Below are 15,345 nucleotides of genomic sequence, written 5' to 3'. Positions count from 1 at the left end.
GGCTAGCCGGTGTAAAAGCTTTGCACCAGCGAACCCATCAGCAGGGTCCAGCCGTCCACCAGCACAAACAGCATCAGTTTGAATGGCAGGGAAATCGTAACCGGCGACACCATCATCATCCCCATCGCCATCAGGATACTGGCCACCACCAGGTCGATGATCATGAAGGGGATGAACACCATGAAGCCGATCTGGAAGGCGGTTTTCAGTTCGCTGATGACATAGGCCGGAATCAGCGTCTTCATCGACACATCAGCCTTGCTGGCAGGTTTTTCCGAGCGGGAAATCTCGATGAAGAAGGCCAGATCCTTTTCGCGGGTCTGGCTCAGCATGAAAGCCTTCATCGGCTTGCTGGCTTCTTCCACGGCCTGGTTAAAGGTGATCTTGTCATCAGAAAACGGGGCCCAGGCCTTGCTGTATACCTGATCGAAGGTGGGTCCCATCACAAACAGGGTCAGAAATAGCGACAGCCCCAGAATGACCTGATTGGGTGGAGACTGGGTCACGCCCATGGCCTGGCGCAGCAGTGACAGCACGATGACGATGCGGGTAAAGGCCGTGGTCATCAGCAGCATGGCCGGGATAAAGCCCAGCGCTGTCATGAACAGCAGCATCTGCAGTGACAGCGAATAATTCTGGCCGCCGCCGGCACCCGGTGTACTGGTCATCAAGGGCAGGCCGCTGGCCTGGCTGAACAATGGCAGGACCAGCCACAAGAGTGGCAATAGTCGGAAGAAAGGTTTCATTATTTGTTTACGGCTTCGGATTGCTGACGCCCCTTGTCCATGGCTGCCTTCAGCCAGCGGGCAAAGGGTTCGCCCGGCGGCACGACATCGGCAGAGGCATCGGGTGGGCGGTCCATCTTGGTAAGCAGGTTGACGCTATGACTGGTGACACCCAGTACCAGCCACTCTCCTTCCAGCTCGACGATGACCACTTTTTCCCGCTGACCAACCAGCACCCCGCTGACCACGCGCAGGCGGTTGGAGCCACCCAGCATGCCACCCGACATGCGGCGAAACAACCAAGCCAGGCCGACAATCGCCCCCAGCACCACGGCCAGGCCCAAAATCACCTGCAACAGGCTGGAGAACGGGGTCGGGCTCGAAGCGGCCACTAGTACCACCGGAGCAGATGCTGCAGCGGCAGCCAGGCCAGAGGCCGGCAGCAGGCAAAACGCTGCCAGCCAGCCTGACAGGCGGCAGGAGCAGCGCATTATTTCTGCAGGCGGCGAATGCGTTCCGCCGGGGTAATGATGTCGGTCAGGCGGATACCGAACTTGTCATTCACCACGACCACCTCGCCCTGAGCGATCAGGCAGCCGTTGACCAGTACATCCATCGGTTCGCCAGCCAGCCCGTCCAGTTCCACCACCGAGCCTTGTGCCAGCTGCAGCAGGTTGCGGATGGCAATCTTGGTACGGCCCAGCTCCACCGTCAGTTGCACCGGGATGTCGAGAATCATGTCCAGATTGCTGGGCACGTTCAGCGAGGACTCGCTGCCGGCACCTAGTTCCTGGAACAGATTGGTTGCCGGCTGCACCGCGGCGGCACTCTGTTCGGCATCGGTGGTTTCCTGCTCCGCCATCGCGGCAGCCCAGTCATCCATGGATACTTCTTCGTCGGCCGCTCCGCCGGTCTGGCCTTCTTCTAGCTGCTCTGTCATTGCTTGTTGTCTCCTGCGGGCTCGGCGAATTCACCAGCCCCGGCCAATACCTTGTCTACCTTGAGGGCATAGCGCCCCTGCACGGTGCCATAGTGGCATTCCAGTACCGGAATGCCGGATACATCGACCACGACAGCCTCCGGCACATCCAGCATCACCACGTCACCGTTTTTCAAATTGAGAATCTGCCCCAGCGTCACCTTGGTTTCCGCCAGGGTGGCTACCAGTTCCACTTCGGCTGCCTGCACCTGATGCGTCATCAGGCTGACCCAGCGGTTGTCCACTTCGGTCCGGTCCGCCTGCATGGTGCTGGACAGCACGTCGCGAATCGGCTCGACCATGGAGTATGGCAGACAGATGTGAAAATCGCCGCCACCAGCACCCAGTTCGATGTGAAAGGTCATCGCCACGACCACTTCGGTGGGCGTAGCGATATTGGCGAACTGAGTATTCATTTCCGAGCGCAGGTAAACGAATTCGATGGGGTGCACCGGTTCCCAGGCTTTCTGGCATTCGGAAAACACCACCTCCAGCAGACGGCGAATGATGCGCTGCTCAGTCGGCGTGAAATCACGCCCCTCAACGCGCACATGGTAGCGCCCATCGCTACCGAACAGATTATCGACGATCAGGAAAACCAGATCCGGGTCGAAAATCAGCAGGCCGGTACCGCGCAGCGGTTTGACATGCACCAGATTGAGGTTGGTGGGGACCACCAGATTGCGAATGAATTCGCTGTACTTCTGCACCCGCACCGGGCCCACGGAAATTTCCGCATTGCGCCGGATGAAGTTGAACAGACCTATACGCAGGTTGCGGGCAAAACGTTCGTTGATGATTTCCAGCGTCGGCATGCGGCCGCGCACAATGCGCTCCTGCCGCCCGATATCATAGCCACGGACTCCTTGCGAGTCCTGCGCGCTGTCATCATCTTCGTCCTCGCCGGTGACGCCCCTGAGTAGGGCGTCCACCTCTTCCTGGGACAGGATATCGTCGCCCATCGCTTACTGCTTCTGAATGATGAAGGAAGTAAAGAGTACGCTCTGCACCAGCTCTTCTTCGCCGGAATCCATGGACTCGTTGATGATCTGCTTCACCTGCGCCTTCAGCTTGACCTTGCCATCCGGGGTAGCCAGCTCGGCGGCCGACTTGGACGACAACAACAAGATCAGCGCACTGCGAATTTTGGGCATGTAGTCGGTGAATTTTTTCTTGGCTTCTTCATCGCCCAGCTCGGCCTGCATATCCACTTGCAACAGGCTGCCATCGCCACCCGACAGATTGACAACAAAGGTTTCCAGTTTTTCGAAGATGGGCGGGCCTTCTTTTTTCTTCTTGGGTTTTTCTTTGGTCTGTTCGGTCTGTGCTGCACCGTCATGCGGTTTGTTCATATTGCTGAACATGACATAGGCGAGTCCGCCCATGCCGGCCAGTACCAATACCAGCAGGATAACCACCACCAGCATCAGCTTGTTGCCCCCGCCCGCTTTTTTCTCGCCCTTGTCCGCTTTGTCCGCTTTTTTGTCTTCTGCCATGGGTCATCAGTCCGTACGTTAGGTTTATAGGGAAAGCTTAAGCCATTTCCCTATTTTATTTTCCAGATTTCCGCACGAACTGAATAGAGCCCCCTTTTGAGCAAAATCAGGCAAAGATACTGAGTATCCCTCGTGCGGACTGGATGGCTGCCAGCGTGTCGTCTTCATCGTTGCCAGCGGCATTCTGGCGGCGGCCATTCTGGTTCTGGTTAAATTGCTGTTGCCGATTCCCGGATTGTCCGCTGGAAACCTGTGCATCGGCAAGCGCTATACCACTGGAAGCCATCATGGAAACCAGTTTCGGCATGTTGTTTTCGATTATTTCACGGGTTGCCGGTACGGCGGAGGTAAAAATCACCTGCGCCTGATCATTGCCATTCATTTTAAGCGTGACTTCCACCGGCCCCAATTGCGGTGGATTGACCTGAATGGTGGCCTTGTCCATTTTCATGCTGACCATGGACATGACCTGGTCACCCAGCGCCTTGGACCAATTGGGATCAGTCATTGGCTGCGAGATGGTCAGCATCTTGGTCTGACTGGCCTGCGCGGTCTGAGCCGCCTGGTTGGCACTTTGGTTGGCCGATGCCAGCTGATCGGCATTGGGCGGCAAGAATTGCTGCGCACTACCATCATTGGCCGGCAATTCTTGCGCAGACAAGCCGTGCTGACGCTTCAGTGCAGCCCCCTGCAGCAGCGGGTCAATGGCCACGTCTTTGATTGCAGCAGTGGCCACTTCGCCAGGAGTGGTGCTGACCACAGGCTTGTCCTGTACCGGCTGCACCGGCAAGGCTGCCTGCAGCATGGGCAGAGCACCAAGCAGCATATTGGGAGAGGAATCGGTGGTCGTTGCATCATCCGACGCTGCAGAATCCTTGTCCTGCTTGCTTTTGCCGTCGCCACTGCCGGCAGCGGACTGGCCGGACAAGGCATTATTCAGATTGCCGAGCTGCACCCCCAGCAAACTGGCAAACAGGCCACCACCATCTTGCAGACTGGCGTCCACCTGCCCTTGCGGCATGGCTACTTTGGCGCTGGTCGCCGGAATTACGGTAATCGTCATGGCCGAAACCCCTAGGAAAGATGCAGGCATAGCAGCAATTTGCATGCCAGGCCGCTAGGCAATGTGCACGCCTCCGGATTGGCCTCAATTAATTTTATTAATGCGAATCATTATCTTTTGCATTACAATTACTCCCTTCCAGCGCCAACACCGACGATGAATCACGCATTAACGCCGGCCCGGCCTTTCCTGTCAGTTTTCAGCAAGGAGCACTGTCCAGATGTCTAATCCTTCCCTCCGCTTTGCCAAAATCACCCTGCTGCTCGCCTCCCTGTTTGCTGGCAGCGCCCACGCCGCTCCTAGCGCCGAAGGCATCGTGGTGTATAACGCCCAGCATGAAAGCCTGACCAAATCATGGGTGGAAGGCTTTACCAAGGAAACCGGCATCAAGGTAACAGTGCGTAATGGCAGCGACAGCGAAATGGGCAACCAGATCGTGCAGGAAGGCGCATCCTCGCCAGCCGATGTATTTCTGACCGAGAATTCGCCGGCCATGGTTCTGGTCGACAACGCCAAGCTGCTGGCACCGGTGGCACCAGCCACACTGGCCCAGGTTGACCACGCCTACCGCCCGACCCAGGGCAAATGGGTAGGTATTGCCGCACGCTCTACCGTATTTGTTTACAACAAGAACCGCCTGAACCAGAAGGAGCTGCCCAAGTCGCTGCTGGATCTGGCCAAGCCGGAATGGAAAGGCCGCTGGGGCGCAGCACCGGCCGGTGCAGACTTCCAGGCCATTGTCAGCGCCCTGCTGGAACAGAAAGGTGAAGCTGCCACGCTGGCATGGCTGAAAGCCATGAAAACCAGTGCCCTGCCCTACAAGGGCAACAGCGTGGTGATGAAGGCGGTGAATGCCAGCCAGATCGATGGCGGCGTGATCTATCACTATTACTACTTCGGCGACCAGAGCAAGACCGGCGAAAACAGCAAGAACACCGCGCTGCACTACTTCAAGCAACAAGACCCGGGTGCTTTTGTCAGCCTGTCCGGTGGCGGCGTGCTGGCTTCGAGCAAGCACAAGGAAGAAGCCCAGGCCTTCCTGAAATGGATTACCGGCAAGGGTGGTCAGGACATCCTGCGTACCGAGAATTCTTTTGAGTACGCGGTGGGTCTGGGCGCACAGTCCAATCCCAAGCTGGTGCCGCTGAAGAATCTGGATGCGCCCAAAATTGATGCTTCCCGTCTGAACAGCCGCAAAACGGTTGAGCTGATGACCCAGGCCGGCCTGCTGTAACACCATGTCCAGTTCGCCATCCAGCGCATCGGCCACCGCTGCAGCCGATGCATTCAATCCAGCCGTCACCCCGGACCTGCAGCTGCCGGGGCGGCGGCTGCCACTGTGGCTCAGCGGCAGTTCGCTACTGATCTCGCTACTGGCTTTGCTGCCAGTAGCCTTCATCATCGTCATTTCCGTTCAGACCGGCTGGGAGACGGTGGCTAGGCTGGTATTTCGCCCACGCGTGGGCGAATTGCTATTCAACACCAGCCTGCTGGTGGTGCTGACGCTGCCACTGTGCGTGGCGCTGGGCATTGCCCTGGCCTGGTTGACCGAACGCAGTAACTTGCCGGCCCGGCGCATGTGGTCGGCACTGGCCATTGCGCCACTGGCCGTACCCGCTTTTGTGCACAGCTATGCCTGGATCAGCCTGCTGCCCGCCTTTAACGGCCTGGCGGCAGCTGTTCTGTTGTCTGTCATCGCCTATTTCCCGTTTATCTATCTGCCGGCTGCCGCTGCGTTGCGGCGCATGGACCCTGCGCTGGAGGACAGTGCGGCTGCGCTGGGCTTAGCCCCATGGGCGATATTCCGCCGCGTCACCCTGCCGCAACTGCGGCTGGCGATCTGGGGCGGCGGCTTGCTGGTCAGCCTGCATCTGCTGGCCGAATATGGCCTGTATGCCATGATCCGCTTCGACACCTTCACCACCGCCATTTTTGACCAGTTCCAGTCCAGCTTTAACGGACCGGCCGCTAATATGCTGGCCGGCGTGCTGGCGCTGTGCTGTTTGCTACTGCTGAGTGTGGAAGCCGCCACCCGCGGCAATGCACGCTATGCCCGCGTAGGCTCGGGTTCGGCACGCCAGACAGTACCGACCAGACTGGGCTGGCGCTGGGGTGTGCCCGCCCTGCTGCTGTGCCTGACAACGGCAGCGCTGACCCTGGGTGTACCGCTGCTGACCCTCGGTCACTGGCTGTGGGAGGGCGGACCTGCAGCATGGCAGAACGATGCGTTGTGGCCAGCGCTGCGCCAGACCTTGCTGTACGGGGCTGTCGGCGCCTTGCTGACCGTGCTGGCAGCCGTGCCGCTAGCCTGGCTGTCAGTACGTGCACCCAGCCGCCTGCAACGCCTGCAGGAAGGCTGCAATTACATCACCAGCGCCCTGCCCGGCATCGTCACCGCGCTGGCACTGGTCACCATCACCATCAACTTTGCCCGGCCGCTCTATCAGACGGTGATCACCATCTTGCTGGCCTATCTGCTGATGTTCCTGCCGCGTGCACTGATCAGCCTGCGCGCCGGCATCGCCCAGGCACCGGCCGAGCTGGAACACGCAGCACGCAGCCTGGGCTGCACCCCCGGCAAGGCCTTGTGGCGAGTCACGCTACGGCTGGCCGCGCCGGGTGCGGCTGCCGGCATGGCCATGGTCTTTCTGGCCATCAGCAACGAGCTGACCGCCACCCTGCTGCTGGCCCCCAACGGCACCCGCACTCTGGCCACCGGCTTCTGGGCCATGACCAGCGAAATCGACTACATCATGGCAGCGCCGTATGCGCTGCTGATGGTGCTGCTGTCGCTGCCGCTGACCTGGCTGCTCCATCACCATTCGAAACGGACTGCTGGACGATGACCTCCCTACATCTGCACGAACTGTGCAAACACTATGGCAGCGTCAAGGCTGTCGACCATGTTTCCCTTCAGGCTACGGCCGGCAGCCGGCTAGCCATTGTCGGCCCATCCGGCTCGGGCAAGACCACCCTGCTACGCATGATCGCCGGCTTCGAGTTTCCCGACAGCGGCAGCATCAGCCTGAACGGCCAGACCATGGCGGCAGATGGCCGCGCCCTGCCGGCCCACCTGCGCCGCATCGGCTATGTAGCACAGGATGGCGCACTGTTTCCCCACCTGACGGTGGCCGACAATATCGGCTTTGGCCTGCAAGACAAAGGCCCGGCGCGCCAGCAGCGCATTGCCGAGCTGGTAGAGATGGTGGCGCTGGAACAGCACATGCTGCAACGCTGGCCGCATGAGCTGTCCGGCGGCCAGCAGCAGCGCGTGGCATTGGCACGGGCACTGGCACAACAGCCACAGCTGATGTTGCTGGATGAACCCTTCTCGGCACTGGATACCGGCTTGCGTGCTGCCATGCGCAAGATGGTGGCGCAGTTGCTGGGTGAGGCTGGTATCAGCGCCATTCTGGTCACCCACGACCAGGCCGAGGCGCTGTCTTTTGCCGACCAGCTAGCCGTGATGCGCCGGGGAAAGCTGATTCAGTCCGGCACGCCACAACAGCTATACAGCCAGCCGGCCGACGAAACCACGGCGCTGTTTCTGGGCGAGGCACTTATCCTGCCGGCGCAGATCAAGGCAGGCAGGGCGTACTGCGCGCTGGGGGAGATTACCATCAATGACGGACAGTTCTGTGGGGAAGGCCGCATCATGCTGCGCCCGGAGCAACTGTCGCTGCAGCCCGAGGCGGGCACCGCGTCGGTGGTGATGGCACAAGTGGTGGAGTGTGATTTTGGCGGCCATTCCAGCCTGCTCAGCCTGCAACTGCCCCAACTGAGCAGCCCGCTGCAGTTGCGCAGCGCCAGCTGGCCGCTGCCAGCATGTGGCAGCAAGGTGGGGCTGACAGTGCAAGGCCGCGCCCATTTGCTGCAGGCCTGAGCCAGCACAAGTCAGCACGCCGACCAGGGCGGCACAGGCTAGACACAACAGCGGCGAGGTTTAATCCTCGCCGTGGGTCTGGTCCCAGAAACGGCGGGTGGCAAATTCATCAGTGGCTTTCTGTTCGCGCCGCGCCTGTGCCTGTTGTTCGCGCTCACGTTCACGCTCCAGCAGCTTCTCATAGGCTTTGAGCTTTTTATGCTCGTTACGCCAGGCCTGGCGCTCCATGATGAAACGCTGCTTGGCGAATTCGGTATCACCTTGCTGGATGCGCACGGCTTCATCGAGCCGGCCTAGAAATTTTTGAAAGTCCTGCCACTGAGCGATGCTCATGCCCTTCATGCCGCCGGAGGTCAGTCGCCCACGGTATTCATCGCGGAAATTTTCCAGTTGCTCCTGCCGGTTCATCGCTTCCAGCGCCTTGGCCTGCGCCTGCCGCATGCGTTCGGCTGCGGCCGCCTGCTTGTCCTCGGCCAGCTTGATCAGGAAGGTGTATTTGCTTTGTGACATGGCTTAGCCGCTCACGCCAGCACGCTGTCCAGCTGCAATTGGCTGGTGGTGTAGTCCTGTGACTCGTGCATGGGCTGGGTAAGGAAGCTGGTCATCTGTAACTGGCGGCGCATGGCTTCATCCAGCACCGGGTCCGAGCCCGGCACATAGGCACCCACACTGATCAGGTCACGGTTGCGCTGATAACGCGAATACAGCTGCTTGAAATAGCGCGCCTGGTCCATCTGCTTGGGCGGTACTACATCCACCATCACCCGGCTGATGGACTGCTCGATATCGATGGCCGGATAGTGCCCAGCCTCGGCCAGCTCGCGCGATAGCACAAAGTGGCCATCCAGAATCGCCCGTGCCGAGTCGGCAATCGGGTCTTGCTGGTCATCGCCTTCGGACAGCACGGTATAGAAGCCGGTAATGGAGCCGCCACCGTTAGCGGCATTACCGGCCCGTTCGATCAGCTGTGGCAGCCGCGCAAACACCGAAGGCGGGTAACCCTTGGTCACTGGCGGTTCGCCGATAGCCAGGGCGATTTCACGCTGGGCCATGGCATAACGGGTAACCGAATCCATCAGCAGCAGCACGTCCTTGCCCTGGGAACGGAAGTATTCGGCTAGCGCCGTGGCATAAGCCGCTCCGTGCAAACGCATCAGCGGTGGCATGTCGGCCGGCGCAGCCACCACCACGGCGCGGGCGATACCCTCCTCGCCCAGAATGTTTTCGATGAAGTCCTTGACCTCGCGCCCCCGCTCGCCGATCAGCCCCACCACCACCACATCGGCACGGGTAAAGCGCGCCATCATGCCCAGTAGTACCGACTTGCCGACACCGGAGCCGGCAAACAGGCCCAGCCGCTGGCCGCGCCCGACCGTCAGCAAGCCGTTAATGGCGCGCACGCCCACGTCCAATACCTGCTTGACCGGAGAGCGGTCCAGCGGGTTCATCGGCTGGCTGTGCAGGGGGAAATAGGCTTCGGGATGGATGGGACCCTTGCCGTCCAGCGGCCGGCCCAGCGAGTCGAGAATGCGCCCCAGCAGGCTTTCACCCACGGGTACCTGGCGGCCGGCCGGGCCATTGATCCGGGCCGACACCACGTTTTGTCCGTAACAGGGCGGGTGCGACGGTGCCAGCGGCCGCACCGGGGTGCCGGGCAGCAGACCATGTACATTGGCCAAGGGCATCAGATAGACGCGGTCACCAGAAAAACCCACCACTTCAGCTTCCACCACATGCTGGTCTGCCAGCTCAACCTGGCAGGCACTGCCTACCGGCAGCTTGATGCCAGTAGCCTCCATCACCATGCCGGTGACACGCAGCAGCCTACCACAGGGTTGCCACAGCGGAGCCTCTTGCGCGGCGCGGCCGCAATCGCCCAGGAAGGCGCGTTGTCGATCAATCAGCGAGGTCATCTTGTTCGGCATCCAGCCCCAGGGCACTGCTCAGCGCGGCCAGCCGTGACGCCAGCCGCAGGTCCAGCTGCAGTGACGAGGTATCGATGATGCAGCCACCGCGCTGGATATGGGCATCCTCTATCCATTGCCATTGGGTTTCTGGTGTTTCCTGCTGCAAAAATTCACGTGTGGCAGCCAGATCGGCCGGATTGACCCGCAGGCGCGCCTGACTCATGGTGGCGGGCAATTCGCCCAGTACCTGGCGCAGTTGCGCGACGATGGCCGTGTCGCTGTGGGCGATGTGTTCGCCAGCCAGCCGCTCGGCCAATTGCATGGCCAGCTTAAGCAGCGAGCCAGAGAGTTCTTCCTCCACCCGCGCCAGTTCGCGGGCGAAATTACCGGACAGTTCCTGCAGCGGTGTCCATAGCTGGGCAAACTGTTCGCTGGCCTGATCGTGCCCCTGCTGCATGCCGCGTGATAGCCCTTCGGCATGGCCGGCCTGTACGCCTTCGTCGTAACCGGTTTGCCAGGCTTCCTGATGAATGGCTTCCAGTTCGGAAGCAGTGGGATAACCCACCGCCTCTTCCTGCGCGGCGGCTTCTGCCGCAGCTGCGGCAGCATCGGCCTGGTCTTCGGCCATTTCAGCTGCAGCAGCCGTGGGAGCCTGCTCCAGATGGCGGCGCAAGGCATCCAGCCCGGCCAGCTGGCTCGGGCTGAATTCGCCATCGTCATGGGTCAGCTCAACTGGCGTCCAGCTGCTCCAGCCTTGCAGTTGTTCGCCCGGAATAATCGGATTATTCGACAAGGCCTTCGTCACCACCCTTGCTGCCTAGCACGATCTGGCCATCGTCGGCCAGCTTGCGTACGACTTTGAGAATTTCCTTCTGCTCGGCTTCCACCTCGGACAGTTTGACCGGTCCCTTGGATTCCAGATCGTCACGCAGCATTTCAGCAGCACGCTGCGACATATTGCGGAAGATCTTGTCCTTGAGCTCGGCACTGGTGCCCTTGAGCGCCACCACCAGCGAATCGGACTGCACTTCGCGCAGAATGGTCTGAATGGAGCGGTCGTCGATGTCGAGAATGTTCTCGAACACGAACATCTTGTCCTGGATGCGTTGCGCCAGTTCCGGGTCGTACTCGCGAATGTAGTTGAGTGCCGAGCCCTCCACATTGGAACCCATAAAGTTGAGGATTTCCGCAGTAAGGCTGATGCCGCCGGAAGCACTCTTCTTGATACGGTCCGAACCGGACAACAGCTGGGTCAGCACATCGTTCAGTTCGCGCAGGGCCTGTGGCTGTACGCCTTCCAGCGTGGCGGTACGGATCAGCACCTCGTTGCGCAGCCGCTCCGGGAAGAAGGCCAGGATGGAGCTGGACAGGTCCGGCTCCAGATGCACCAGAATGGTGGCGATGATCTGCGGGTGTTCGTGGCGGATCAGATCGGCTGCCGAGGACGGGTCCATCCACTTCAGGCTTTCGATGCCGCTGTGGTCGTTGCCCTGCATGATCTTGTCCAGCAGGTTGGCTGCCTTGTCCGGCCCCAGCGCCTCGATCAGCACATTGCGCAGGTATTCGTCCGAGGCGCCGATGCTGGCGCGCGCCGCGCATTCTTCGCGGAATTTGCCGACGATGTCGTCGATCTGGTCGTAGCTAAGATTGTTGATGGCCGCCATGGCCAGCGAAATCTTCTGCACTTCTTTTGGCCCCAGATACTTGAACACCTCTACTGCCTCGGCCTGACCCAGGCTGAACAGCAGTACGGCACTGCGATGTACACCGTTATCACTCATCGGAGCTGATCCATTCCTTGATGATCTGGGCTGCCATGCGCGGATCAGACTTCACCAGCTCGCGCGCAGCTTCCAGATTAAGGTTGTACTGACGCATCTGGGCATCCTTGGGACTTTCCGGCGTACCATCGGGATTGGTGCCCGCCACGGTCTTGCCGCCAGTTGCAGCAGCGGCCGCAGCGCCACCTTCATCATCCCCCGCCACTGCCAGCAGCCTGCCCCCCGCATCGGTAGCCAGACGGCCATCGGCCCCCTTCTTGCCTGCTTCCACCGGTTTGACCAGATCCTTGACGATAGGCCGCACCACACCAAACAGCAAATACAGCACGGCGATGGTCAGCAAGCCGTACTTGATCAGGCTGGAGGCATTGTTGCTCAGATAATCGGTGACCTTTTCCTGCATGGTGACCGGCACGGCTGCATCGGCAAAGGCAGCATTCACCACGTTCAGCGTATCGCCGCGCTGGCTGTTGTAGCCCATGGTTTCCTTGACCAGATTATTGATCTGCTGGATTTCCTGGGCGGTCAGCGGCGTCGGTTTCACCTCGCCGGTTTTGTCCGGCATCTTGCGATAGTTAACTACCACGGCAGCAGACAGGCGTTTCACCACACCTTGCGGCATCTTGGTGTGCTGAATGGTCTTGTCCACTTCGTAATTGGTGGTGATGTCACGTTCCAGCGCACCGGACTGCCCCATGGCCTGACCAGACAGCGTGGCCGTGCCAGGCGCGGCGCCGGGCGGCAAGGTAATCGGTGCCGAAGCCGATGACGGCGGCTGATTGGACAGCGCCCCCGGCACACCACCGGCATTGGCCGCACCACTACCCAGGCGTTCAACGATTTGCTGACTGCGAGTGGCCGAAGGATTCGGCGTGGAGTTGGGGCGGTAGCTTTCCGAAGTCTGCTCCACTTCGGAGAAGTCCACATTGGCCGTTACCTGGGCGTGGATATTGCCCTGGCCAAAAATGGGCTCAAGAATACTTTCGATGCGTTTGACGTAACCGTCTTCCACCTGGCGTACATAGCCCAGCTGAGTCTGGTCCATGCCAGCGGTGTCCTTGTCGGACAGCTTGGACAGCATATTGCCGTCCTGATCCACCACGGTGACGTTCTTCACCGGCAGATTGGGCACGGCACTGGACACCAGATGCACGATACCCGCTACCTGCCCCTGATCCATGGTGCGACCACGGAACAGATTGAGCATGACCGATGCGGTGGGCTGCTGCTGATCGCGCACAAAGACGCTTTGCTTGGGAATGGCAATATGGATGCGGGCAGATTCCACCGAGCCGATGGCTTCGATGGTGCGCGCCAGCTCACCCTCGATGGCGCGTTGGTAATTGACTTGTTCGGCAAACTGGCTGATGCCGAATTTCTGGTTGTCCATCAGCTCGAAGCCGACGCCCCCAGCCTTGGGCAGCCCCTGGGCGGCAAGGCGCAGACGGGCATCGTAGACCTTGTCTGCCGGTACGGACACGGTGCCGCCATCTCCCAGCTGATAGGGAATGTTCATTTGCTGCAAGGCAGCCGTGACCTGACCGCCGTCACGGTCGGCAATATTGGAAAACAGGATTTTGTAGCTGGGCTGACGATTGAGCACCGCCGCGCCGACAATGACAGAGAAAAGGGCGGCCAAGGCCACCAGGAAGAGGATTTTTTTATTGTTGGGAAGCGACTTGAAACGATCAGACGCATCGTTAAGCCGGGTTCGCCAAACAGGAGTCGCGTTTTGTTCTGCCAGATCAGCCATACAGTGGTTTTAGTTTCAAGCGCAGCCACTGCCGGCAACATGGATATGTATTCGGCCAGGCTACACCTGGGTATTCATGATTTCCTGATAGGCGGACACCAGCTTGTTGCGCGCCTGGACCATTGTCTGGAACGACAGGCTGGCTTTCTGCAAGGAGACCATCACGTCCTGCAGGTTAACCCCCTCATCTCCCAACTCGAACTGCTTCTGCATTTCCTGCGAAGTTTGCTGAGCAGAATTAACCTGCTCAATCGTGGATTTGAGAACATCGGCAAAGTCAACTTGCGACGCGTCCTGCGACTGCGCGGCTGGTTTGCCGCCGGCCAGGGCCGATGCGGCCCGCAGCTCGCTCAACATCTGGTCTACATTATTAATCGACATGGCTACTCCGTACTGCGTACGTCCAAGTCATCCGGATCCACTTCCTGACCATCTTCCTCGCGGTAGCGCTGCAATTTGTAGCGCAAGGTGCGTTCGCTGATGCCCAGTTTTTCGGCTGCAAGCTTCTTGACCCCTCCAACTGCTGCCAGTGTATCCAGAATATGACGTTTTTCCAGCGTTTTCATATCTGATTCTGCAGACATGATAGGCGGAACGGTGGTTTCTGTCCGGGTAAGCGGTGTCGAACCGGAAACATCATCCAGCAACAGGTCGGCGGCAAGAATTGCCGGCCCGGCGGCAAGAATCACCGCCCGCTGCATGACGTTTTCCAATTCGCGGATGTTACCTTCCCAACTATAGGCCGTCAAATGACGTTCAGCCTCTTCGGAAAGGCTTAATCCGGAACGCCCGGCGGCTTCAGCATATTTCTTAAGCACAAGCCGTGCCAGCGGCAGGATATCCTCGCGGCGCTCGGCCAGTGCCGGAATGCGCAGCGGGAATACGTTCAGCCGGAAATACAGGTCTTCGCGAAAACGGCCGGCGTCCACCTCACCCGCCACGTCACGGTTGGAGGTGGCCAGCACGCGGATATCCAGCTTGATGGTACGGGTGCTACCCACGCGCTCCACTTCACGCTCCTGCAATACCCGCAGCAGTTTGGCCTGCAGCGACAGCGGCATTTCGGTGACTTCATCCAGCAGGATGGTGCCACCCTGCGCCTGTTCAAACTTGCCGGGCAAGGCCTGGGCGGCACCGGTAAATGCGCCTTTTTCGTGGCCGAACAGAGTGGACTCCAACAGGTTATCCGGGATGGCGGCACAATTCACCGCTACAAACGCACCCTCGTGACGACGCGAATGACGGTGGATGTAACGCGCCAGCACTTCCTTGCCGGCACCGCTGGGGCCAGTAATCATCACACTGGCATCGCTGCCGGCGACCCGGCTGGCCAGCGCCAGCAGCTGGCGCATTTGCGGTGATTCTGCCACGGCCTCATCGCACTCGCTGTCTGGCAGCTTGAGAATATGCTTTTCCACCTCGGCAATCAGGCTGGCCGGCTCGAAGGGTTTGAGCAGGTAGTGGGTGGCACCTGCCCGCAGCAATTCGATGGCGCGTTCGATGATGCCGTAAGCCGTCATCAGGATGAAGGGCACGCCGGGATAGCGCACCTTCACCTCTTCAAACAGGCTATAGCCATCCATCGGTGCCATCTGTGCATCGGAAATGATCAGCCCCACCGGGGTTTTCTTCAGTTGCAGCAGGGCAGCGCTGCCATCACCGGCTTCCAGCGTGGGATAACCTGCCAGGCTGAGGGTGTCGACAATGGCTTCGCGCAGGTCAGCGTCGTCTTCGACTACAAGAATGGGCAACTTCATC

Annotated in this window: 16 protein-coding genes; 3 read left to right on the top strand and 13 right to left on the bottom strand. The window is 59.9% G+C overall.

What is annotated here, in order from left to right:
* Positions 1-2 precede the first annotated feature (2 nt).
* From fliP to H2Z84_RS08870, 6 genes are all read right to left on the bottom strand, one after another.
* Positions 3-746 carry a flagellar type III secretion system pore protein FliP gene (gene fliP, locus H2Z84_RS08895; RefSeq protein ID WP_181835677.1) on the bottom strand — a complete coding sequence of 248 codons (744 nt, stop codon included), beginning with the start codon at positions 744-746 and terminating at the stop codon, positions 3-5.
* A complete protein-coding gene (gene fliO / locus H2Z84_RS08890) occupies positions 746-1,216 on the bottom strand; it encodes a flagellar biosynthetic protein FliO (RefSeq protein ID WP_181835676.1) in 471 nt (156 codons plus the stop codon). Before fliO ends, fliP begins: the two co-directional genes overlap by 1 nt.
* Entirely contained in the window at positions 1,216-1,665 is a 450-nt protein-coding gene (gene fliN / locus H2Z84_RS08885; RefSeq protein WP_181835675.1) for a flagellar motor switch protein FliN, read from the bottom strand. Before fliN ends, fliO begins: the two co-directional genes overlap by 1 nt.
* Positions 1,662-2,666 (bottom strand): flagellar motor switch protein FliM, encoded by a 1,005-nt coding sequence (gene fliM, locus H2Z84_RS08880; RefSeq protein WP_103523974.1) that lies wholly within the window; start codon positions 2,664-2,666, stop codon positions 1,662-1,664. Before fliM ends, fliN begins: the two co-directional genes overlap by 4 nt.
* A gap of 3 nt (positions 2,667-2,669) precedes the next feature.
* Positions 2,670-3,200 carry a flagellar basal body-associated FliL family protein gene (locus tag H2Z84_RS08875; RefSeq protein ID WP_181835674.1) on the bottom strand — a complete coding sequence of 177 codons (531 nt, stop codon included), beginning with the start codon at positions 3,198-3,200 and terminating at the stop codon, positions 2,670-2,672.
* Positions 3,201-3,306: 106 nt separating this feature from the next.
* Complete coding sequence (locus H2Z84_RS08870) at positions 3,307-4,263, bottom strand: flagellar hook-length control protein FliK (protein WP_181835673.1); 957 nt, start codon at positions 4,261-4,263, stop codon at positions 3,307-3,309.
* 220 nt (positions 4,264-4,483) lie between these two features.
* Here H2Z84_RS08870 and H2Z84_RS08865 point away from each other — a divergent pair, with 220 nt between their 5' ends.
* The 3 genes from H2Z84_RS08865 to H2Z84_RS08855 are packed head-to-tail and all read left to right on the top strand — an operon-like array spanning position 4,484 to position 8,146.
* Positions 4,484-5,497, top strand: coding sequence for an iron ABC transporter substrate-binding protein (locus H2Z84_RS08865; protein ID WP_181835672.1), 1,014 nt, complete (start codon positions 4,484-4,486; stop codon positions 5,495-5,497).
* 4 nt (positions 5,498-5,501) lie between these two features.
* Positions 5,502-7,109, top strand: a complete 1,608-nt coding sequence (locus H2Z84_RS08860; RefSeq protein WP_181835671.1) for an ABC transporter permease — start codon at positions 5,502-5,504, stop codon at positions 7,107-7,109.
* Positions 7,106-8,146 (top strand): ABC transporter ATP-binding protein, encoded by a 1,041-nt coding sequence (locus H2Z84_RS08855; protein ID WP_181835670.1) that lies wholly within the window; start codon positions 7,106-7,108, stop codon positions 8,144-8,146. The genes H2Z84_RS08860 and H2Z84_RS08855 overlap by 4 nt, the downstream gene beginning before the upstream one ends.
* Before the next feature lie 60 nt (positions 8,147-8,206).
* Here H2Z84_RS08855 and fliJ read toward each other — a convergent pair whose 3' ends face one another.
* The 7 genes from fliJ to H2Z84_RS08820 are packed head-to-tail and all read right to left on the bottom strand — an operon-like array spanning position 8,207 to position 15,344.
* A complete protein-coding gene (gene fliJ / locus H2Z84_RS08850) occupies positions 8,207-8,656 on the bottom strand; it encodes a flagellar export protein FliJ (RefSeq protein WP_181835669.1) in 450 nt (149 codons plus the stop codon).
* Positions 8,657-8,667: 11 nt separating this feature from the next.
* Positions 8,668-10,059: a flagellar protein export ATPase FliI gene (gene fliI, locus H2Z84_RS08845; protein ID WP_181835668.1), complete on the bottom strand. Its 1,392-nt coding sequence runs from the start codon at positions 10,057-10,059 to the stop codon at positions 8,668-8,670.
* Complete coding sequence (locus tag H2Z84_RS08840) at positions 10,043-10,858, bottom strand: FliH/SctL family protein (protein ID WP_181835667.1); 816 nt, start codon at positions 10,856-10,858, stop codon at positions 10,043-10,045. Before H2Z84_RS08840 ends, fliI begins: the two co-directional genes overlap by 17 nt.
* Entirely contained in the window at positions 10,836-11,834 is a 999-nt protein-coding gene (gene fliG / locus H2Z84_RS08835; RefSeq protein WP_059286226.1) for a flagellar motor switch protein FliG, read from the bottom strand. The genes H2Z84_RS08840 and fliG overlap by 23 nt, the downstream gene beginning before the upstream one ends.
* The gene (fliF, locus tag H2Z84_RS08830; protein WP_181835666.1) at positions 11,827-13,587 is read right to left on the bottom strand and encodes a flagellar basal-body MS-ring/collar protein FliF; all 1,761 of its coding nucleotides are present in this window, start codon (positions 13,585-13,587) and stop codon (positions 11,827-11,829) included. Before fliF ends, fliG begins: the two co-directional genes overlap by 8 nt.
* A 60-nt stretch (positions 13,588-13,647) precedes the next feature.
* On the bottom strand, positions 13,648-13,968 hold the full coding sequence (gene fliE / locus H2Z84_RS08825; RefSeq protein WP_089085233.1) for a flagellar hook-basal body complex protein FliE: 321 nt from the start codon (positions 13,966-13,968) through the stop codon (positions 13,648-13,650).
* A 2-nt stretch (positions 13,969-13,970) separates the two neighbouring features.
* Entirely contained in the window at positions 13,971-15,344 is a 1,374-nt protein-coding gene (locus H2Z84_RS08820; RefSeq protein WP_181835665.1) for a sigma-54-dependent transcriptional regulator, read from the bottom strand.
* Position 15,345 lies beyond the last annotated feature (1 nt).

Source organism: Aquitalea aquatica (assembly GCF_013911085.1).
Taxonomy (GTDB): Bacteria; Pseudomonadota; Gammaproteobacteria; order Burkholderiales; family Chromobacteriaceae; genus Aquitalea; species Aquitalea aquatica.
The sequence above is the reverse complement of the archived record's forward strand: the minus strand, read 5'-3'. Positions and strand labels throughout refer to the sequence as shown.